This is a genomic window from Streptomyces sp. P6-2-1 (assembly GCF_050613165.1).
Lineage (GTDB): Bacteria > Actinomycetota > Actinomycetes > Streptomycetales > Streptomycetaceae > Streptomyces.
This window is the reverse complement of the sequence record NZ_CP192513.1, coordinates 4568778-4588292: the sequence shown is the minus strand read 5'-3', so window position 1 is coordinate 4588292 and position 19515 is coordinate 4568778. Positions and strand designations below refer to the sequence as shown.

General features: G+C 75.0%; 15 protein-coding genes. 5 read left to right on the top strand and 10 right to left on the bottom strand.

Annotation, left to right across the window (positions count from 1 at the left end; translation table 11 throughout):
- Positions 1-550 precede the first annotated feature (550 nt).
- Positions 551-1159 carry a DUF6087 family protein gene (locus tag ACQYWQ_RS19670; RefSeq protein ID WP_431036239.1) on the top strand — a complete coding sequence of 203 codons (609 nt, stop codon included), beginning with the start codon at positions 551-553 and terminating at the stop codon, positions 1157-1159.
- Here ACQYWQ_RS19670 and ACQYWQ_RS19665 read toward each other — a convergent pair.
- The 3 genes from ACQYWQ_RS19665 to ACQYWQ_RS19655 are packed head-to-tail and all read right to left on the bottom strand — an operon-like array spanning position 1092 to position 3059.
- The gene (locus ACQYWQ_RS19665; protein WP_431036238.1) at positions 1092-1499 is read right to left on the bottom strand and encodes an arsenate reductase ArsC; all 408 of its coding nucleotides are present in this window, start codon (positions 1497-1499) and stop codon (positions 1092-1094) included. The two genes, ACQYWQ_RS19670 and ACQYWQ_RS19665, sit on opposite strands and share 68 nt — an antisense overlap.
- Entirely contained in the window at positions 1492-2604 is a 1113-nt protein-coding gene (gene arsB / locus ACQYWQ_RS19660) for an ACR3 family arsenite efflux transporter (RefSeq protein ID WP_431036237.1), read from the bottom strand. The genes ACQYWQ_RS19665 and arsB overlap by 8 nt, the downstream gene beginning before the upstream one ends.
- Positions 2601-3059: an ArsR/SmtB family transcription factor gene (locus tag ACQYWQ_RS19655; protein WP_431036236.1), complete on the bottom strand. Its 459-nt coding sequence runs from the start codon at positions 3057-3059 to the stop codon at positions 2601-2603. The genes arsB and ACQYWQ_RS19655 overlap by 4 nt, the downstream gene beginning before the upstream one ends.
- Positions 3060-3139: 80 nt before the next feature.
- Here ACQYWQ_RS19655 and ACQYWQ_RS19650 point away from each other — a divergent pair, with 80 nt between their 5' ends.
- A complete protein-coding gene (locus ACQYWQ_RS19650) occupies positions 3140-3613 on the top strand; it encodes an ArsI/CadI family heavy metal resistance metalloenzyme (RefSeq protein ID WP_431036235.1) in 474 nt (157 codons plus the stop codon).
- A gap of 129 nt (positions 3614-3742) precedes the next feature.
- Here the strand turns inward: ACQYWQ_RS19650 and ACQYWQ_RS19645 are convergent, their stop codons facing one another.
- The 3 genes from ACQYWQ_RS19645 to ACQYWQ_RS19635 form a co-directional block, all read right to left on the bottom strand.
- Positions 3743-6115 (bottom strand): HelD family protein, encoded by a 2373-nt coding sequence (locus tag ACQYWQ_RS19645; protein WP_431036233.1) that lies wholly within the window; start codon positions 6113-6115, stop codon positions 3743-3745.
- A 142-nt stretch (positions 6116-6257) separates the two neighbouring features.
- Positions 6258-6899: a CGNR zinc finger domain-containing protein gene (locus ACQYWQ_RS19640; RefSeq protein WP_431036231.1), complete on the bottom strand. Its 642-nt coding sequence runs from the start codon at positions 6897-6899 to the stop codon at positions 6258-6260.
- Between the two features lie 555 nt (positions 6900-7454).
- Positions 7455-8594: a uroporphyrinogen-III synthase gene (locus ACQYWQ_RS19635; protein WP_431036229.1), complete on the bottom strand. Its 1140-nt coding sequence runs from the start codon at positions 8592-8594 to the stop codon at positions 7455-7457.
- A gap of 121 nt (positions 8595-8715) precedes the next feature.
- Between ACQYWQ_RS19635 and ACQYWQ_RS19630 the strand changes: the two genes are divergently transcribed.
- From ACQYWQ_RS19630 to ACQYWQ_RS19620, 3 genes are all read left to right on the top strand, one after another.
- Positions 8716-8964 (top strand): TetR family transcriptional regulator, encoded by a 249-nt coding sequence (locus tag ACQYWQ_RS19630; protein ID WP_431036228.1) that lies wholly within the window; start codon positions 8716-8718, stop codon positions 8962-8964.
- A 7-nt stretch (positions 8965-8971) separates the two neighbouring features.
- Entirely contained in the window at positions 8972-11503 is a 2532-nt protein-coding gene (locus tag ACQYWQ_RS19625; protein WP_431036227.1) for a zinc-binding dehydrogenase, read from the top strand.
- 207 nt (positions 11504-11710) lie between these two features.
- Positions 11711-13141: an aldehyde dehydrogenase family protein gene (locus ACQYWQ_RS19620; protein ID WP_431036226.1), complete on the top strand. Its 1431-nt coding sequence runs from the start codon at positions 11711-11713 to the stop codon at positions 13139-13141.
- A 123-nt stretch (positions 13142-13264) separates the two neighbouring features.
- Here the strand turns inward: ACQYWQ_RS19620 and ACQYWQ_RS19615 are convergent, their stop codons facing one another.
- The 4 genes from ACQYWQ_RS19615 to ACQYWQ_RS19600 all read right to left on the bottom strand — a co-directional run bounded on the left by ACQYWQ_RS19615 (position 13265) and on the right by ACQYWQ_RS19600 (position 19396).
- On the bottom strand, positions 13265-14641 hold the full coding sequence (locus ACQYWQ_RS19615; protein WP_431036224.1) for an acyltransferase family protein: 1377 nt from the start codon (positions 14639-14641) through the stop codon (positions 13265-13267).
- Positions 14638-16956, bottom strand: a complete 2319-nt coding sequence (locus ACQYWQ_RS19610; protein WP_431036223.1) for a glycosyltransferase — start codon at positions 16954-16956, stop codon at positions 14638-14640. The genes ACQYWQ_RS19615 and ACQYWQ_RS19610 overlap by 4 nt, the downstream gene beginning before the upstream one ends.
- 242 nt (positions 16957-17198) lie before the next feature.
- A complete protein-coding gene (locus tag ACQYWQ_RS19605) occupies positions 17199-18299 on the bottom strand; it encodes a translation initiation factor IF-2 (protein ID WP_431036222.1) in 1101 nt (366 codons plus the stop codon).
- A gap of 146 nt (positions 18300-18445) precedes the next feature.
- Positions 18446-19396, bottom strand: coding sequence for a LysR family transcriptional regulator (locus ACQYWQ_RS19600; protein WP_431039261.1), 951 nt, complete (start codon positions 19394-19396; stop codon positions 18446-18448).
- Positions 19397-19515: the final 119 nt, after the last annotated feature.

The window sequence follows — 19515 nt, the reverse complement described above, 5'->3', positions numbered from 1 at the left end:
GGGCCGGGGCCCCGCGTCCCCTCCCCGCCGACGCGCCCACGACCGCTCGGGACAGGTTCCCGACCGTTATCGGGCACACCGGTTTCACGGCGTGGGCAGGTCTTGTCGCGGTGGCGTGAGCGGGGCGGGCGGTCGCGCCGTGCGGTGCGGGGCGGTGCGCGTGGCCGACCCGGCGAACGTCGCGCCCACGACGGGCGGACGGAGCGCGGACGCGGCCTCCGGCCTCCGGCCTCCGGCGAGGGCGTCCGGGGCGTCCGCACCCGCCCGGGGGCGGCTGGGGCGGGGCGTCGGCGCGGCACGACAAAGCCCCGGCCGCGTCTCCGCGACCGGGGCTCCGCCCTACGTCTGGGACACCGGCCCGCCATGCTCGCCTCGCGGCAAGTGGGCGCTCGAAGCGCCTATGGTTGGGCCCGGGGGCTTGGATCGAACCGGTGCCACGTCCAAGGTAACAAAGCCTGGGGGCGGGGCAATTCCCGGTGCCCGGGGTTTTTCCGAGTGACGCTGAGTGACCGCCCGTGCGGGCTGCCGGGTGGACCCTTCCGAAGCGGAGATGGCGTCCAGCAGGCGCCGCTCGTCACCCGGAACGGCCCAGTGCCGAACCGCGCCGCCCCCGCTTGGGAGCGCTTCGCGCACATCCGGCTGCCGGCGACCGGGGTGCGGCGACTCGCCGAGCGGTGCGAGGAGCGGGCGACGGGGCGTCACCCCTGAGAGGGATCGCCGGTCCGGCCCGTGTGGGACAGACTCGGGCGGACGGGTGAGGAGGAGGCGCCGCTTGCCGAGTGGGCCGCGCGGCGGGACGCGCGGGTGGGGCTGCTCAGGGTGGTGGTGTCGGACGAGGCGGGGGGGCGCATGTGCGGCCGGGGAGCCGAGGGCCGTGCGGCGGTGGAACGGGTACGCGTGGGAGCCGTACGCGGTGACGCGGGATCTCGTGGAGGCGTTGCGACCGGTCCGTCCCGAGGGACAGCCGCAGGGCTCGGCGGAACGGTGCCCCGGGTCCTGGCCCGAGAGCCCTGAGCCCGCGCCGCCGAGGTCCGCCCGGTGCGACTCCGGGAACGGCCGGTCACGAGAAGACAGACCGTCCCCGCGCGTGGTCAGCGGGGCAGGATCTCGGCGAGGAGATCGCGGACGAGTCGCTCGATCCGGTCGCGGATCGGCCTGACCGCCTCGATTCCCTGGCCGGCCGGGTCGTCGAGCGGCCAGTCGCGGTACGTCCTGCCGGGGAACACGGGGCAGGTGTCCCCGCACCCCATAGTGATCACGACATCGGATGCCCGGACGGCCTCGGTGGTGAGCGCCTTCGGGATCTCGGCGGAGAGGTCGATGCCGCGTTCGGCCATGACCGCGACGGCGACGGGGTTCACCGAGGCGGCGGGGGCGGACCCGGCGGAGCGGACCTCGACGCGGCCCCCGGAGAGGTGGGTCAGGAACGCGGCGGCCATCTGCGAGCGGCCCGCGTTGTGGACGCACACGAAGAGCACGGAGGGCTTGGTCTCAGGCACGGGCGGGGCCTTCCGGTCGGGCGGCCGCCGACCCGGCCGGGTGCGCGGGCGGAGGGAAGAAGCGGCGGGTGGCGAGGGCGACGTACACGAGGCCGATCAGGACGGGCACCTCGATGAGGGGGCCGACGACTCCGGCGAGCGCCTGGCCCGAGGTCGCGCCGAAGGTGGCGATGGCCACGGCGATCGCCAGCTCGAAGTTGTTGCCCGCGGCGGTGAAGGCCAGCGTCGTCGCCCGGGGGTGGTCGAGCCCGACCGCGCGGCCCACGGACATGGACCCGGCCCACATGACCGCGAAGTAGACCAGCAGGGGCAGCGCGATCCGCGCGACGTCCAGCGGCCGGGAGGTGATGGCATCGCCTTGGAGCGCGAAGAGCACGACGATGGTGAACAGCAGCCCGAGCAGGGCGAACGGCCCGATCCGGGGGACGAGTCGCGTCTCGTACCAGGTGCGGCCCCGGGCCCGTTCGCCGAGGCGGCGGGTGAGGAAGCCCGCCAGCAGCGGGATGCCGAGGAAGATCAGCACGGAGCGGGCGATCTCCCACACCGACACGTCCAGCGCGGTCCGCTCCAGGCCGAGCCACCCCGGCAGCACGGAGAGGTAGAACCAGCCCAGCGCGGCGAAAGCGAGGACCTGGAAAAGGGAGTTGAGGGCGACCAGGACGGCGGCGGCCTCGCGGTCCCCGCACGCGAGGTCGTTCCAGATGACGACCATCGCGATGCAGCGGGCGAGCCCGACGACGATCAGGCCGGTGCGGTACTCGGGCAGGTCCGGCAGGAAGGTCCAGGCGAGCGCGAACATCAGGGCAGGACCGACGAGCCAGTTGAGGAGCAGGGATGTCACCAGGAGGCGGCGGTCGCGGGTGACGGCGCCGAGCCGGTCGTAGCGGACCTTGGCAAGGACCGGGTACATCATGACGAGCAGGCCGAGCGCGATCGGCAGCGAGACGCCGGTGACGGTCACCCGCGCCAGCGCGTCCCCGAGGCCGGGCACGAGCCTGCCCAAGCCGAGTCCGGCCGCCATCGCCAGCACGATCCACACCGCGAGGAAGCGGTCGGGGAACGACAGCCGCCCGGCGACCGGCGCGGGCGCCGCCCCGGCACTCACGACGCCGCCCCGGTGGGCGCGGTCGCGGGCGGGCGCTCTCCGGCGGGCGCGGCGGGCAGCGGTTCTCCGGCGGGCGTCGTCGTGGGCGGTGATTCTCCGGCGGGGCGGGTGAGGAGCGCGGCGAGGCGGTCGGTCGTGTGCGGCAGCAGGCGGTAGTACACCCAGGTCCCGCGCCGTTCGGAGGCGATGAGCCCGGCCTGCTTCAGCAGCTTCAGGTGATGCGAGATCGTCGGCTGCGACAGGTCGAAAGCCGGGGTGAGGTCGCAGACGCACACCTCCCCGCCCGCGCGCGAGGCGATCATCGACAGCAGCCGCAGCCGCACCGGGTCACCCAACGCCTTGAACACCCGGGACAGTTCGAAGGCGCGCGCCTCGTCCAGCGGCGTGGCCAGCAGCCTCGGGCAGCAGTCCTCGGCACCGTCCTGGCCGAGCACCGGGAGTTCTTGTTTCGACATGCTTCTATATTGACAGTCTTCGATCCAGGGCACAAGCTTGCATCGACAGACATCGAATCAACCCCTCGGGGAGAACCGCCATGTCCCGTGTCCAGCTCGCGCTGAACGTCGCCGACCTCGAAGCCTCGGTGACCTTCTACTCCCGGCTGTTCGGCGTCGAACCGGCCAAGCGGCGCCCCGGCTACGCCAATTTCGCCGTCACCGACCCGCCGCTGAAGCTCGTCCTCGTCGAGGGCGAGCCCGGCCAGGACACCCGCATCGACCACCTCGGCGTGGAGGTCGCGTCCACCGGCGCCGTCACCGCCGCCACCGACCGGCTCAAGAACGCGGGGCTCGCCACCTTCGAGGAGAACGACACCTCCTGCTGCTACGCCCTCCAGGACAAGGTCTGGGTCCACGGCCCGGGGAAGGAACCGTGGGAGGTCTACGTCGTCAAGGCCGACTCCCCGCAGAGGGGCGGGAGTCCCGCGCCCGGCACGGCAGGCACCTGCCCCGCCGACCGGCCGAAGGCCGAGGGCGCGCCGACCGCCACGGCCTGCGGGTGCGGCGGCTGAGGCATCGCGCAGGCGTCTCGCGGCGCGGCGCTACGCCCCTCGGCGACGAGCGGCCCGGCGCGCACCCGTGCCCCCCTCATCACCGAGGGGGGCACGTTCCGCGCGCGCCGGGGCCCCTCCCCGGGCCCGTCAGTCCCGCAGCAGGTCGGGGACTCCGTTCTCGTCCGGGGCGTCGCGGTCGCCCGCCACGACCGTGAGGCGTTGGGTCGCGCGGGTCAGGGCCACGTACAGGACGCGCAGGCCCACCACCGACTCCTCGGCGATCTCGGCCGGGGCGGCGACCAGCGTCGCGTCGTACTCCAGGCCCTTCGCCTCCAGGCTGCCCAGGGCCACGACGCGGGGACCCAGGCCGGACAGCCAACTCGCCGCCTCCGCACGGCGGTTCATGGCGACCACCACGCCGATCGTGCCTTCCACCTCACCGAGCAGCCGTTCCGTCTCGGCGCGCACCGTGGCCGCCAGGCCGCCGTGGTCCGCCGCCACGACGTAGCGCGGGGCGAGACCCGTCGAGCGGACCGCGCGCGGGGGTTCGGTGCCGGGCATCGCGAGGGCCAGGACCTGGTTCGCGACGGCGGCGACCTCCGCGGGGTTGCGGTAGTTGACCGTGAGCGTGAAGCGGCGGCGGGGACGGGTGCCGAGCGCCTCGTCGCGCGCCGCCGCCGCTTCCTCCGGGTCGGGCCACGAGGACTGGGCCGGGTCGCCGACGATGGTCCAGGTCGCGTGGCGGCCCCTGCGGCCGACCATGCGCCACTGCATCGGCGTGAGGTCCTGCGCCTCGTCGACGATGACGTGCGCGTACTCGGTACGCTCGGCCGAGAGCCGTTCGGCGCGCTCGCGGCGGCTCTCCTCGCGCTGCGGCATCAGCTCCTCGACGCCGGTGAGTTCGGCGAGCGCGTCGTACGCGCGCGGGCGCTTGGGGCGCGCGGGGGCGCCGAGCACGGCGTGCAGTTCGTCGAGCAGCGCCACGTCGTGGACCGAGAGCTGACCTTCGCCCGTCTCCGGGTCGAGGCGTCGCAACGACCTGGCCACGCGCCGCACTTCGCCCTGGTCGAGCACCCTGCGGGACCAGCGCCCGAGGCGCCGTTCGGAAGCCATCGCCGCGAGCACGCGACGCGGCTTCAGCTCGGGCCACCAGGCGTCCATGAATTCCGTGAAGGAGTCCTCCGAGGTGATGTCCTCGTCGAAGGCGGACCTCAACTCGGCGGCCAGTTCCGGGTCGTTGTGGCGGTCCGCACCCCCGGAGCGCTCCCACAGGGCATCCAGGAGGAGCCGACGGGCGCGCGGGCGGAGGTAGTTGATCGGGCCGCTGCCCGAAAGGGCCGTTCGGCGGACGGACTTGAGCACATCCGGGCCGAGTTCGATGCGGCGGCCGAAGGCGACGACGCGCAGCCGCTCCGGGGGCGCGGCGGAGCGGCCCGGGGTGTCGAAGGTGAGCTGTCCCTCCGCCCCGTCCTGGTCCGTACCCGAAGGGGGACCGGCCACCGGCAGGTCGAGCGCGCCCCGGGCCGCGCGGCGCAGGACGCCGCCCATGCGGGCGCTGCCCTTCACACGCGCGACGGCCGGGGAGTCGTACGCCGTCGCGCCGCCGGGGCCCGCCGCGTCGTCCGCGAGGTCGCCGAGCGCGCGGATCGCGACCTGGCCCTCCTCGCCGAGCGAGGGCAGGACGCCCTCCGTGTACGCGACGAGGAGCGGCGTCGGCGAGACGATGAGGATGCCGCCCGCGTACCGCCTGCGGTCCTGGTAGAGGAGGTACGCGGCGCGGTGCAGCGCGACGGCCGTCTTGCCGGTGCCGGGACCGCCGTCGACGAGGGTCACGGAGGCGGCGGGGGCGCGGATGACCATGTCCTGCTCGGCCTGGATCGAGGCGACGATGTCGTGCATCGCGTGGCCGCGCGAGCGGCCCAGCGCGGCCATGAGCGCGCCGTCGCCGACGGCGGGGAGCGGCGCGCCGTCCAGGAAGGCGGTCAGCTCGGGGCGCATGAGGTCGTCCTCGACGCCGAGGACGCGGCGGCCCTTGGAGCGGATGACGCGGCGGCGCACGACCCGGCCGGGGGCGACGGGCGTGGAACGGTAGAAGGGGGCGGCGGCGGGGGCGCGCCAGTCGATGACGAGGGGGCTGTAGTCCGTGTCGAGCACGCCGATACGGCCGATGTGCAGCGTCTCCGCGATGTCGGCCGTGTTGTCGGGCGTGATGGCGTTCTCGGCGACCTCGACGGCGGTGTAGGCCCCGTCGGGGCCCTTCTTGCCGTCCTTGCCCGCGAGGAGGTCGATGCGGCCGAAGACGAAGTCCTCGAACTCGTTGTTGAGGCGGTTGAGGTGGACACCGGCCCTGTGGACCTGCGCGTCGCGCTCCGCGAGGGCGCCGGGGGTGCCCACGTGGCCGAGCTTGGCCGCGTCGCGCATCAGGAACTCGGCCTCGTCGATCTTCTCCAGGAGACGGCGGTAGGCGCGGTCGAGGTGCGCTTGTTCGACGCTGATCTCGTGGTCGCGTGTATCGGCCACGGAGGCCCCCTTCTGGTGGTGCTGAGCAGCCGTCCACCGTACGGCACTCCCGGTGGGGGGCGGGAGGGGGCTCGCGTCTTCGCACGGGTGCGGCTGTCCGCGGGGCGGGCCTCGTGCGGGGCTCCGCCCCGCACCCCGCTCCTCAAGGGCCGGAGGGGCTGGATTTCGGCGCGGGTGGGTTCTGGGAGCGGGGGTGCGGGGGCGGGGCCCCCGCCGCGGTACGGCGGCGGTGGCGGGCCACGCGCTCGCGGTTGCCGCAGGTCTCGCTGGAGCACCAGCGGCGGCGCTGGCCGCGCGAGGTGTCGAGGTAGATGAGGGGGCAGCCCTCGCCGTCGCACCGACGCAGGAGCGCCGTGCGGGCGGGGTCCGTCAGGAGGGTCAGGGTGTCGCGGGCGAGGAGGGAGAGGAGGGCGGAGAGCGTGGGGGCGCAGTGGAGGGCCGCGACGAGGCGGCCGTCGCGGGCGCGGACGGCCTGCGGGACGGGGGGCGCGGCGAGGGCCGTCGCGTTGAGGCGGTCGAGGGAGAGCGGGGCGCGGCGGCCCGCGAGGCTCGCGTCGAGGAGGCGGCCGAGGTGGCCCCGCACCTCCCGTACCGCCGCCGCCCAGTGCGGCTGCGGCTGCGGGAGCGGCCCGCGTGCGGGGAGCAGCCCCGCGCCCACGCTCCAGCCGACCACGTCCTCGCCCGTCACGAGCCGTTCGACGGGGTGCCCGGTCGCGAGCAGGTCCAGACAGGGCCGCCCGGCGTCGTACCGGAACGGCGCGGGGGCCACGGGAAGCAGCGACATGTTCGTCTCACCGCCGAGGGGGTGGGGGCCAGCGGGGGGTGCGCGACACCAGGGTGCCGGGGGCGGGGGCGTACGGGAAGAGGGCGGGGGGCGCAAGGGTGCCGGGCCGGGGCGTACGGGGGTGGGGGGAGCGCCTCGCGCCCGTACCCCCCCCGCCCGGACCGGGGCCCGCCCGCCCGGGTGCGAGGGGGTGCCTGCCCTCGCGCCGTGCGCCGCCCCGACGAAGGCGGGCGTCCGGGATCGCTGTGGCTACGGGGGCACGGCTGTGGCTACGGGGCACGGCTGTGGCTACGGGGCGCGGGGGCCTGGCCCACCGGGTCTCGCCTCGGACCGCGGCGGTGCGGTGCGGTGCCGCGGCCGCTTCGGGGTCGGTGAAGGCGGACCGTGCGAGGGCGGGGGGCCGCCCTGGGGGCCCGCCCGCCACGCGGAGCGGCGGCCAGGAGGCCGTTCGCGCTTCGTACGCGAGGACGCGGTGGCCGCGCAGGCGCGTCCGCGCCGCGCGCGGGCGGTTCTTCCCTGGAGCGGGCCCGGGAGCGGGCCCCGGAGCGGGTGCCCTTACGAAGCGAGCGCGAGGCGGTAGCCGCGCTTCACGACCGTCTGGACGAGGCCGGGGGTCCCGAGTGCGGTGCGCAGGCGGCTGATCGCGGCGTCGACGGCGTGCGGGTCGGCGCCCGTTCCCGGGAGGGCCCGGAGCAGTTCGGCACGGGGGACGACGCGACCGGGGTGCTCCGCGAGGCGGCGCAGGAGGGCGGCGCTCGCGGGCGGGAGCGGGCGGGGGTCACCGTCGATGAGCGCCACGTCGCCCCGTACCGAGAGGAGATGCCCGGCCACGGGCAAGTCAGGCGCCCTGGCGGGGAGTTCTTCGCACAGGACGTCCACGAGGGGCGCGAGGCGGAAGCGGTCGGGGGCCACCGTCGGGATGCCGAGGGCCTGGAGCGGGGCGGCCGTCACGGGGCCGACGCAGGCGACGAGGACGGATTCCCTGAGCGCGCGCAGGAGTTGGTCTCTCACGCCTCGCTCCTGCGCGCGGGCGATGAGGGCGAGCGCCGCCGGGGCGCTCGTGAAGGGGAGCGCGTCGACGGTGCCCGCGAGGACGGCGTCGACGAGGCGGTCGAGCGGGGCGGGGTCCTCGGGCGGCAGCCAGCGGTAGACGGGGACGGCGAGGACGTCGGCTCCGGCCTCGGTCAGGGCCGTACGGAAGTCGTGCAGCGGGTCGCCGTGGAGCTGGACCGCGACGCGCGCGCCGCGCAGCGCGAACGACCGCAGGTGGTCAAGGACTTCGGCCACCGACTCGGACGCGGGCGACCACTCCTCGGTGAGCCCGGCGGCCCGCAGGGCGCCCTTCACCTTGGGCCCGCGCGCCAGGACGCGTGCACCGCGCAGCGCTTCGTGCAGCCCCGTACCCACTCCCCAGCCCTCGGCCGCCGCGAACCAGCCGCGCAGCCCGACCGCCGTGGTGCCGATGACGATGTGGGGCGGGGCCGCGATCAACTCCTCGGTCACCTGCCGTAGTTCCGCGTCGTCCTCCAGCGGGACCGTCCGCATCGCCGGGCCGTGCAGGACGTGGGCGCCGCGGCGGCGGAGCAGAGCGAGGAGGTCTTCGGCCCTGCGGTCGGCGGTGACGGCGACGGTGAAGCCGGTCAGCGGCGCCGCCCGCCCCTGAGCGCGCGCCCGATCCGTACCGCTGCTCCCCATGCCGCCGTTCCTCGCCGTCCGGTCCCCCGGCCCTGCGCCGGGGAGCGCGCCCGCCTGCCGAACGCGGGCACCGCGACCGCCACCAGCGTATACGGCGGCCCGGAAGCAAGGCTCCGTTGGCGTGGGAGACAGGGACACCGCGCAGTCCGCCACGACGGAGAGGCACAGGGAATGGGTGCTCGCCGCCGCGCTCGAACTGCTCAAGAAGGGCGGGCGGGACACCGTCTCCACACGGGCCGTCAGCACCGACGCCGGTGTCCAGGCACCCACGCTCCACCGCCTGTTCGGGACGAACAGGGCCTGCTGGACGCGGTGGCGGCGCACGGGTGGGCGGCGCATTCAGGAACGAAGCGGCAGTCGCCCCGAGTGACGATCCCGTGGAGGGCCCGCACGAGGGCCGGGGGCTGAACATCTCCTTCGCGCCGGTCAATCCGGCCCTGTACTGCCTGATGCACGGGGACGCCCGGCCGGGTCGCGGCGGCGCGCCCGCCGCGGAGGCCGCCTTCGCGCACCCCTCCGCGTACGTCCGCCGCGTCGCCGAGGCGGGCCGCCCGCGCGTCCCCGAGGAGCACGCGACGCGCGTCCTCCAGGGCGCGGGCAGCGGCACCGCGCTCGCGCTGATCGCCCTCCCCGAGGAGCGGCGCGACCTCACGGCCTCCGACCTCACCAGGGAAACGGTCATCGCCGCGCTCACGACGGAAGCCCCCGCTTCCGCCGCCCCCGGGCCCGCGGGCGCGGCCGTCACCCTGCGCGCGCTCCTCCCGCAGGTGACCGTGCTGACGGACGGCGAACGACAGCTCATGGCGGAGTGGCTCGGGCGGGGCGCAGGTTCCCTCCCCGCGGGACGTGTGCCGCCCGCCCCGGGCCGGTCCCGTACGCCGTCGCCCCTTGAGCGGGCACCCTCCGCAGGACCGCCTTCACGCCGTCCACCAGCACTTTCCGTCGATCCTCCGGCTATGCGACACGTGTCGAAAAAATCTATGCGACAAGTGTTGTTTACATACTTCCCGCGTCGTACCGTCGAGGACATGGACGACAACGAGGTCCCCGCTCCCCCCGCCGACCCCCGCGCGCTGCGCACCAGGCGGCGGCTGCGGGACGCGGTGCTCGAAGCGGCGTCGCTGCGGCCCGTCGAAGAGGTGTCCGTGACCGAGCTGGCCAAAGCGGCGGGCATCAACCGGGCCACCTTCTACCACCACGCCACCGACCCCGCGGCCCTGCTGCGCGCCGCCTTCGCCGAGGAGTACGACGCCCTGCGCGCCGGCTTCGTCGACGTCGCGGCGCGGCCCGGCGGGGACGTCGCGGCCGCGGCACGGACGACGTTCCGCGCCCTGGCCGCGCACGTGGACGCGCACGCCTCGCTCTACACGTGCAACGTGGTCGGCGGGAACGGGCACGCCCTGTCCCGCTTCGTCGCCGAGCACATCTCCCGCACGATCGCCGCCCTGCTCACCGCCCGCCCCGAGCTGCTGCCCCCGCACCTCGGCCACGACGCCTTCATGCTGCGCGTGGCGAGCCGGAAGGTCGGCTACGGGACGCTCGGCGTGCTCGCCACGTGGCTCCAGGAGCCCGCGCCGCGCGATATCGAGCTGCTCACCTCCACCGTCCTCGCGCTGCTGCCCGACTGGATGACCGGGGAGCGGGAACGACCCACAGCCGCTCCGCGCCCACTGCCGTCCGAGCCGGGGGAACACCCCCACGACCACGCGCCCGCCGACGCGCGCGCGGTCCGCACCGTTCGAGAAAGAAGCACCACCGGCATGAACACCACCGGCACGAAGAGCACCGGCACGAAGAGCACCGGCACGAAGAGCACCGTCATCAAGGCTTCCGTCACCAGGGAGCAGGGCAAGGGATTCTCCGTCGAGGAGGTCGAGCTGGCCGCGCCGATCGGCCGCGAGGTCAAGGTCGACGTCCGCGCCTCCGGGCTCTGCCACTCCGACCTGACCTGGGCGACGACGCCCCTGGGCGCCCCCTTCCCCACCGTGCTCGGGCACGAGGTGGCCGGGGTCGTCACCGCGGTCGGCCCCGACGTCACGTCGATCGCCCCCGGCGACCACGTCGTCGGCAGCCTCATCCAGTTCTGCGGCAACTGCGTGAACTGCCTCGCGGGGCGCACGTACATCTGCCGGAACAAGAGCTTCACGCTCCGCACCCCCGAGCAGCCCGCCCGGCTCACGCTCGGCGGCGAACCGATCAACCAGGGCTTCGGACTGGGCGGTTTCGCGCAGCAGGCGCTCATTCACGAGAACCAGCTCGCCGTCATCCCGCGCGAGATGCCGTGGGCCCCGGCCGCGCTGCTCGGCTGCGGTGTCCTCACCGGCGCGGGTGCCGTCCTCAACAGCGCGAACGTGCAGACCGGTGAGTCCGTCGTCGTCATGGGAGCGGGCGGCGTCGGCATGAACGCGCTGAGCGGTGCCAAGCTCGCGGGCGCCGAGAAGATCATCGTCACGGACATCGAGGACGGGAAGCTGGAGCGCGCCAAGGCTTTCGGCGCCACGCACACCGTCAACTCCCGTACGAGCGACCCCGTCGCGGCCGTCAAGGAGATCACCGGCGGCGGTGCGGACCACGTCTTCGACTTCGTCGGGGCGCGGCCGGTCACGCGGCAGGGCTGGGAGATGCTCGGCCTGGGCGGCGGCCTCTACCTCGTCGGCATCCACCCGACGGGCGGGATCGACGTGCCCGGACTCGGCGCGATCGCGAGCGCGGGCAAGGTGCAGGGCGTCGTCATGGGCTCCTCGCACCTGAAGCGCGACATCCCGATGTACGCCTCCCTCTACCTCCAGGGCCGTCTCAACCTGGACGACCTCATCTCGAAGACCATCCCGCTCGACGAGATCGACGCCGGGTACGAGGCCCTCAAGGACGGGTCGACGGCCCGCGTGGTCGTCACCGACCTGAGCTGACCGGGCGCCGCCCGCCCGCGGCGGACCCGCGCCGCTTCGCCGGCCCGGGCCGCCCCGCGCCCCCGGCCGCCCCGCGACCCCGGCCGGCCCACCGGCCCACCGGCCTCCGGCCCACCGGCTCTCCGTCGCATCGCTTCACCACTCACCCCACCGCCCCGCGCCGGGACACCCCCGCACCGGGACCCCACTCAGGGAGCACCACCCCGCATGACACAGCAGTCCACTTTCTCCCTGCTCATCGGCGGCCGCCTCGTCGGCGCCGAGAGCACCACGTCCCCCGCGCTCGACGTGCTCGACCCCGCCACCGAGCAGCTCGCGGGCCGCGTCCCCGACGCCGGCGACGCCGAACTCCAGGCCGCCGTCGACGCCGCCGCGTCCGCCTTCCCCGCCTGGCGCGACACCCCGCTGGAGGGGCGCCGCGAGGTCGTACGGGCCATCGCGGGCGTCCTTCGCGAGCACGCGGACGAGCTGTCCGCGCTGCTCACCCGCGAGCAGGGCAAGCCGCTCGCCGCGGCCAAGGGCGAGATCAACGGCGCCGCCGCCTGGCTCGACGCCTTCGCAGGGCTCGACTACCCGGCCGAGGAACTGACCGAGACCGAGACGCACCGCGTGCGGGTGCGCCGCGTGCCGCTCGGGGTCGTCGCGGGCATCGTGCCGTGGAACTTCCCGGTCAACCTCATGATGTGGAAGGTCGGCCCGGCGCTGCTCACGGGCAACACGATGATCGTGAAGCCGTCCCCGTACACGCCGCTCACGACGCTGCGCATCGGGGAACTCCTCGCCGACGTCGTTCCCGCCGGGGTGCTCAACACCGTCAGCGGCGGCGACAGCCTCGGCCCGAAGGTCTCCGCCCACCCCGGCATCGCGAAGATCGCCTTCACCGGGTCCACCGCGACCGGCAGCCGGGTCATGGCCTCCGCCGCCGCCCACCTCGCCCGCGTCACGCTGGAGTTGGGCGGTAACGACGCGGCGATCGTGCTGCCCGACGTGGATGTGGACGAGGTCGCGCCGAAGGTCTTCTGGACCGCGTTCGGCAACAGCGGCCAGATCTGCATCGCGGCCAAGCGGATCTACGTGCACGAGGACATCTACGACGCCTTCGCCGCGCGCTTCGCCGAGACGGCCCGCGCGGCCGTCGTCGGGCCCGGCACGCGGGAGGGCGTGCAGCTCGGCCCGGTGCAGAACCGCGCGCAGTACGAGAAGGTCGTCGCGCTCATCGAGCGGACGGCCGCCTCGGGGGCGAAGTTCCTGGTGAAGGGCGAGATACCGGAAGGTCCCGGGTACTTCATCCACCCGAGCGTCGTCGACGACCCGGCCGACGACTCCGAGATCGTGACCGAGGAGCCCTTCGGGCCGGTCGTGCCGCTGCTCCGCTTCCGCGACACCGACGAGGTCGTGCGCCGCGCGAACGACTCGGAGTACGGGCTCGGGGGCACCGTGTGGGGCCGCGACCTCGCGGCCGCGGAGGCCGTGGCGGCCCGTATCGACACCGGCACCGTGTGGATCAACGAGGGCCAGCGGCCTTCGCCCACGCTCCCCTTCGGCGGCCACAAGGCCTCCGGCATCGGCACCGAGAACGGGGTCGACGGGATGCTGGAGTTCACCAACACGCAGGTGCTCTCGGTCCGCAAGGGCTGAGCACCCGCGCGGGAACGCACCGCCGCCCGCCCGAGAACGGCCCCGGCCACCGGGGCGGACCACCACGGAGTCCGCCCCGGTGGCCGAGGCGTGGGCGCGCGCGGGCGTGGGCGCGCCCGGGCGCTACGCGCGCCGCCTCCCGTCCGGCCACAGCCTCGGCCGCCGCTTCGCGGCCACGTCCTCGACCCACCCCACGAGCACGATCGCCAGTGCGAGCAGCGGCCAGACGGCCAGGAACATCCACCACGCGTACGAGTCGCCGAGGAAGCTCCCGAAGGCGCCGTCCGCCGCAGGGAGACGCCACAGGAGGTCGACGACAGGAACGGTGGCGAGGATGAGCAGGTTGTGCCACAAGTAGATCGTGACCGCCCGGTTGTTGGTCAGCGTGAGGAAGCGGTCGAGGCGGGCCAGGCGTCCTGGGAGGGTCCTCCAGTGAGGGGCGTACTGGAAGAGGATCACCGTGAAGCCGAGTGACCAGGCGGCCTGCGCCAGCGGGATGTCGTTGAGATCGACGCCGTCGTCCCCGGGGTGGCCGAGCGCCCACCACAGGCCGAAGGCCATGAGGAAGGCGGAGAGCGAGACGGCGAGGTAGCGCGGCACCTTCCGCGACAGCCCCTCCTGGTAGGCCATCCCCAGCACCCAGCAGCTCCCGAACTGCGCGAAGTCGGTGAGGGCCAGGCCCGTTTCGCCGGGGATCGTGACCACTCCCGTCCCGATCACGGCGGTCAGCACGACGGGGGCGAGGAACGTCGGCCAGGGGGCGCGGCGCAGGGCCTTGAGGAGGAGCGGCGAAGCGAGCACGAACCACAGGTAGGCGCGCAGGTACCACAGCGGTCCCGCCGCCTCGTCCGCCCAGCTCCGCTCCAGCCAGCCGCCCGCCGCGCCGAGGCTCTCGGGGTACGGGGGCGCCCCGAAGGGGACGACGTACGCGGCCAGGCGCAGCCACCAGCCGAAGCCCTCGCCGCGCGGGGCGCGCCAGCCCGCGTACAGCATCGCGGGGACGAGCAGCGCGGCGAAGAGCCACAGCGGGGGCAGCAGGCGGCGCAGGCGGCCCCGGATCACGGACCCGGCGGGCCGCGCGAGCGACCTGGCCATGAGCGAGCCCGCGAGCGCGAACATCACGCCCATCGAGGGGAACACGACGCTGAGCCAGGCCCAGCCGAAGACGTGGTAGAAGACGACGCGGACGAGGGCGACGGAACGGAGGAGATCGAGGTAACGGTCCCTCCCCGGGCGGGACATGGGTGCGGGCGCGGGCGCGGGCGCGGGCGCGGGCGCGGGCGCGGGCGCGGGCGCGGGCGCGGGCGCGGGCGCTGGTGCGGGCGCTGGTGCGGGTGCGGGCGCTGGTGCGGGCGCTGGTGCGGGCGCGGGCGCTGGTGCGGGCGCCGGTCCGGGCTCCCGCGCGGACGGCAGCCGTACGGTCCCGGCCTCGCCGCCCGCCACCGGCAGGGGACGCGTCCCGCCGCCGTCCTCGTACGGCTTGCTGTCGGTCCCGCTCATGCCACCGGCCTCCGTTCGCTCCCGTCCGTTCCCCGCTGCCCCCGCGTGCCCGGTGGGCCCTCGCGGGCCGGGCGCGGCTCCGCCAGGTCCGCGAGGTCCTTGCCGCGCGGAGTTCCGCCCGCGTCGAGCACGCCGGTCCTGCGGAGTTTCTGCCAGCGCAGGCGGCCGCCGGTGAGCGCGGTGATCCAGGACTGGAGGAGGACCACGTACATCAGCTGGCGGTAGAGGATCTGCTGGAGCGGCAGCGAGAGGAGGTGCGTCATCGGCTCCTTGTCGAGCCGGAAGGCGTACGCGGCGCACACGGCCTGGATCGCGAGGACGCCGAGCCACGCGAGGAGTGTCCTCTCCGTCGGCCCGAACAGGACCCCGTACAGGAGGAATACGTCGATGAGCGGGGCCAGCAACGGGGCCAGGACCATGAAGAGCGAGACGAGCGGGAGGCCGACGCGGCCGAAGCGGCCCGATGGCCCGCGCTCGACGACGGCGTGCCTGTGCTTCCAGATGGCCTGCATCGTGCCGTAGCTCCAGCGGTAGCGCTGGGACCACAACTGCGCGACGGTTTCCGGGGCTTCGGTCCAGGCGCGGGCCTTCTCCGCGTAGACGACGTGCCAGCCGTCGCGGTGGAGCGCCATCGTGATGTCGGTGTCCTCGGCGAGTGTGTCCTCGCTCATGCCGCCGACGCGGGTGAGCGCGTCGCGGCGGAAGGCGCCGACGGCACCGGGGATCGTCGGCATGCAGCGCAGCATGTCGTACATGCGGCGGTCGAGGTTGAAGCCCATGACGTACTCGATGTGCTGCCACGCGCCGATGAGGGAATCCCTGTTCCCCACCTTGGCGTTGCCTGCGACCGCGCCGACGCGCGGGTCGCCGAAGGGCCGTACGAGTTCGCGGACGGTCGCGGGCTCGAAGACGGTGTCGCCGTCCATCATCACGATGATGTCGTGCGAGGCGTGCGCGATGCCCCGGTTGAGCGCGGCCGGTTTGCCCGCGTTCCGCTGCCGCACGACGCGGACGCCGGGGAGGCCGAGGCGCTCGACGATGCCCGCCGTGTCGTCGGTCGAGCCGTCGTCGATCACGATGATCTCGACGGGGTGCTCGCTGCGGGCGAGCGACGTGACCGTCGCGGTGATGCACTTGGCCTCGTTGTACGCGGGCACGAGGACCGTGACGGGTTCCGTGACGGGCGGGCCCCACGCGAAGGCGTGGCGGCGGGTGCGGCGCGCGTGCGCGAAGGACAGCAGGAGCATGAGGGCGAAACGGGCGATGACGAGGCTGCCCGTGACGGCGAGGCACGCCACGAGGATGCCGGTGACGCTGTCGGAAGCGGCGACGAGCCAGATCCAGGCGCGCCCCTTCCACAGGTCGGGGCCGCTCACGGGGGCGAGGGCACTGGGGGCGCCGAGCGCCTCGGTGAGGTTGGTGAACTTGTAGCCCCTGCCCTGGAGTTCGGGCAGGTAGCGGCCGAGTGCGGCGAGGGTCTGGGCACGGTTGCCGCCCGAGTCGTGCATGAGGACGACGGCGCCCTCGCCCGCCTTCTTCGGGGTCGCGTTGGCGATGATCGTCCTGACCCCCGGCCGCTTCCAGTCCTCGCTGTCGTTGTTGTTGACGACGGTCAAGTAGCCCCGCGAGCCGATGTACTCGGCCACCGGCCAGGACCTGTCGTCCATCGCGTCGGCGAAGGAGGAGTACGGGGGCCTGAAGAGCGAGGTGCGGACGCCGGCCGCTCCGGCGAGCGCGAGCTGGTTCTGCGACAGCTCCCAGTCGATGCGGGTTCTCGACTGGTACGAGAGATCCGGGTGGTTGAAGGTGTGCAGGCCGACCTCGTGGCCCTCGGCGACCATGCGGCGCACGAGCGCGGGGTAGCGCGAGGCCATCGTGCCCGTGACGAAGAACGTGGCGTGCGCGTGGTGCCGCTTGAGGACGTCGAGCACGCGGGGCGTCCAGGTCGGGTCGGGGCCGTCGTCGAAGGTCAGGACGATGCGGTGGTCGGGTATCCGCAGCGACGTCTCCTTGCCGTCGCGCGTGTCGATGACCGGGCCGCCGTCGAGGATCTTCTCCGGCACCTTGCCGGTCGCCGCCTCGGGCCGTACCCGGTGGTCGGCCATGATCTCGCTGTGCACGTAGCCGCGCAGCAGGAGCATCGCGACGACGGCGCACAGGAAGAGGCCGGGCAGGAGGCGGCGGAGCGGGAGGCCGCGTCTGCGGCGTCCGCGAGGGGAGGCGGGGCGGGAACGGGTGCCCTTGGCCGCGCGGGCGCGGCCGGGGGAACGGGTGGCGCCCGCGCGGGGACGCGGTGGCCGGGAACGGTTGGCCATGACGGTGAACGGCCCTTCGGGGAGGGGGAGATGAACGGGGTGACGACGGGGAGGGCGGGCAGGGGCCTTCCGGGCGGGGACGGGCGAAGGCGGGCAGGGCCGCCCGGGCGGGGTGCGGGGGCCGGGCGCGCAGGGGAGGGCACGGCGGCAACCCTGGGCTGCTGCCCGCAAGCCGGTACGGCGTGGGCTGCCGCCCGCAGACCTTTACGGCGCCGGGCGCCCGCGCGCCCGCGCGCCCGCTCTCAGGCCGCCGCTGTCGGCGTGCGCGTGGGCGCCGTTGTCGGTCCCGGCGTGCCCGCCTCCCCCGCGCCGCCGGTCCCGCCCGCGCCGCCCGTGCCGGGGTCGTCCGGGCCCGGGGTGCCCTCGCGGGGTGTGCCCTGCCCCTCGCCCGGCGCCGGAGGCTCGGGGAGCGGGGTCTCGCCGCCGGTCTGGGGCGAGGTGCCGCCGGTCTCGCCGGGGTCCGGGCTCTGACCGCCACCCGTACCGCCGCCCGTACCGCCGCCCGGGCCTGCGCCGGGGTCCGTGCCCCCCGTGCCCGTGCCGGGGCCCGGGTCCGTGGCGCCGGGGCCGGGGCCCGTGCCGGGGTCGGTGCTCCCCGTGCCGCCGCCCGGCTCGGCGCCCGTACCCGTGCCGGGGCCCGGGTCCGTACCGCCCGGGCCCGTGCCCGGCTCGCCGCTGCCGGTGCCGGGGCCCGGCTTCGTACCGCCCGAGCCGGGGCCCGTGCCCGTGCCGCCGCCGGGCCGCGTGCCCGCGCCGGGCGACGCGCCGCCGCCGGGGGACGGCCCGGTCCCTTCGGGTGTGCCGGGCGCCGTGCCCGCGCCCGGCAGCCTCGGGATGCCGGGGATGCCCGGCGTGCCCGGCAGCCCCGGCAGTCCCGTACGCCCCGGCAGGCCGGGGACGAGGGAGGCGGGGAGCGCGGGCGGGGCGCCGTCTGCCACCGCGCCCGCGCCCGTACCCGCGCGGCCCGAAGCGTCCGATGCGTCCGCGCTCGGCGGCGGCGAGGGCTTGACCCTGTCCGCGTGGGCCTTCGCGGCCGGTTGCGGCAGCGGCAGCCAGGGCGCGTCCGAGTTGCCCGAGACGAGCGTGGCGCAGATGACGGCCGCGTAGGCACCGCAGGCGAGCCCGAGGCCGAGCCCGAGCCTGCGGTAGCGGCGGCCGCGACGGCCCGAAGCGTCCACGAAGACGGGGCCGTCGGCACCGCCCTCGCCCTGTCCTGGACCGGGGCCGGAGCCGTCCTGCGCCGGAAGGTCCGCCGAGCGGCGGCCGAGGCTGTCGAGATCGACGGTCACGCCCTGCGGCTCGTGACTACGTCCCGTGGTGACGTCTTCTCGCCAAGTTTCCACGATGTGCGCACTTCCCCCATTGAGCTGGTACGGGTGCGCGGGCGACCCGGACGCCGCCGCTCACCGGACCGGGCCCCCACCCGGTCCGCGCGCCCCCCATTTGTCCCACCGCGCCCGGAGGAGCAAGGTAACGCGTTGACTCGTGGTCAAACTGCCTCTCGTGCGGGACTCATCATGATGAGTGCATCTTTGAGCGGAAGCCATGCGAAAGATGGGCGGATGAGCCATGATTCGGCCTCCGCGAGCGCGCTCGCCGCCGCGCGCAGCGCGTCGAGGCCCGGATGCCGCCGCCCCGCGCGCCACACGAGCGAGACGGGCGAGAGCGGTACGGGCTCGACGAGCGGCCGCAGCACGCTCCCCGCGAGGGCGGGCAGCCCGGTCACGGAGAGCACGGGCCGCCCCTTCTCGGCCATGACCCGCGCGAACTCGGCCTCACCGACGACGAGCGGCGCGGGCGGCGCGAGCCTGACGCCGTGCGGAGCGAACAACTCCTCGGCCAGCGCGGTCCATTCGGCGGTACGGGCATTCCCGGCGCCCGCGTAGACCTCCTCGCCCGCGAGGGCGGCGACGGGCACCTCGGCGAGAGGGGCGAGGGGGTGGCCCGCGGGGAGGACGACGCCCATGCGCTCGTAGGCGACGGGCTGCTGGGCGAGCCCGGCGGCGAGCGCGGGCGGCAGCCCGGCGAAACGGCCGAAGGAGGCGTCGATGCGGCCCGCGTGGATCTCGGCGGCCGCGTGGGTCAGCCCGCTCTCGTACCGCACGACGAGTTCCCCGCCGGGCGTCCCGAGGGCGCGCGCGTGCGCGACGACGCGTTCGCCCAGCAGGCCGGGGCTGTTGACGTCGACGAGGAGGGGGCCGGGCACGGCGAACGCGGCGCGGAGCCCCTCGTGCGCGTCGAGGACGCGGCGGGCGAGCGGGACGAGGCGCTCGCCCTCGGGCGTGAGCACGACGCTGCGCGTGGAGCGCACGAACAGCTGAGCGCCCAACTCCCGCTCCAGGCGCCGCACATCACGACTCAGTGCCTGCTGGGCGAGGTAGAGCCGCGCGGCCGCGCGGGTGAAGTGGAGTTCCTCGGCGACGGCGAGGAAGGCGCGCAACAGGCGCGGCGGGATGTCGTCTTGGGGAGGCACGGCGTGAACCTAGCCGGTCACGCGCCTCCATTGACAACCCCGAGCGGTGAATGGGGCGCCGAAGAAGTGTTGGACCCGCCGCGGGC

What these genes read in the sequence shown, in the direction of transcription:
- ACQYWQ_RS19615 (WP_431036224.1), bottom strand. Translation starts at nt 14,641, where the DNA reads ATGAGCGGGACCGACAGCAAGCCGTACGAGGACGGCGGCGGGACGCGT.
- ACQYWQ_RS19655 (WP_431036236.1), bottom strand. Translation starts at nt 3,059, where the DNA reads ATGTCGAAACAAGAACTCCCGGTGCTCGGCCAGGACGGTGCCGAGGAC.
- ACQYWQ_RS19635 (WP_431036229.1), bottom strand. Translation starts at nt 8,594, where the DNA reads ATGGGGAGCAGCGGTACGGATCGGGCGCGCGCTCAGGGGCGGGCGGCG.
- ACQYWQ_RS19610 (WP_431036223.1), bottom strand. Translation starts at nt 16,956, where the DNA reads ATGGCCAACCGTTCCCGGCCACCGCGTCCCCGCGCGGGCGCCACCCGT.
- ACQYWQ_RS19640 (WP_431036231.1), bottom strand. Translation starts at nt 6,899, where the DNA reads ATGTCGCTGCTTCCCGTGGCCCCCGCGCCGTTCCGGTACGACGCCGGG.
- ACQYWQ_RS19650 (WP_431036235.1), top strand. Translation starts at nt 3,140, where the DNA reads ATGTCCCGTGTCCAGCTCGCGCTGAACGTCGCCGACCTCGAAGCCTCG.
- ACQYWQ_RS19670 (WP_431036239.1), top strand. Translation starts at nt 551, where the DNA reads ATGGCGTCCAGCAGGCGCCGCTCGTCACCCGGAACGGCCCAGTGCCGA.
- ACQYWQ_RS19620 (WP_431036226.1), top strand. Translation starts at nt 11,711, where the DNA reads ATGACACAGCAGTCCACTTTCTCCCTGCTCATCGGCGGCCGCCTCGTC.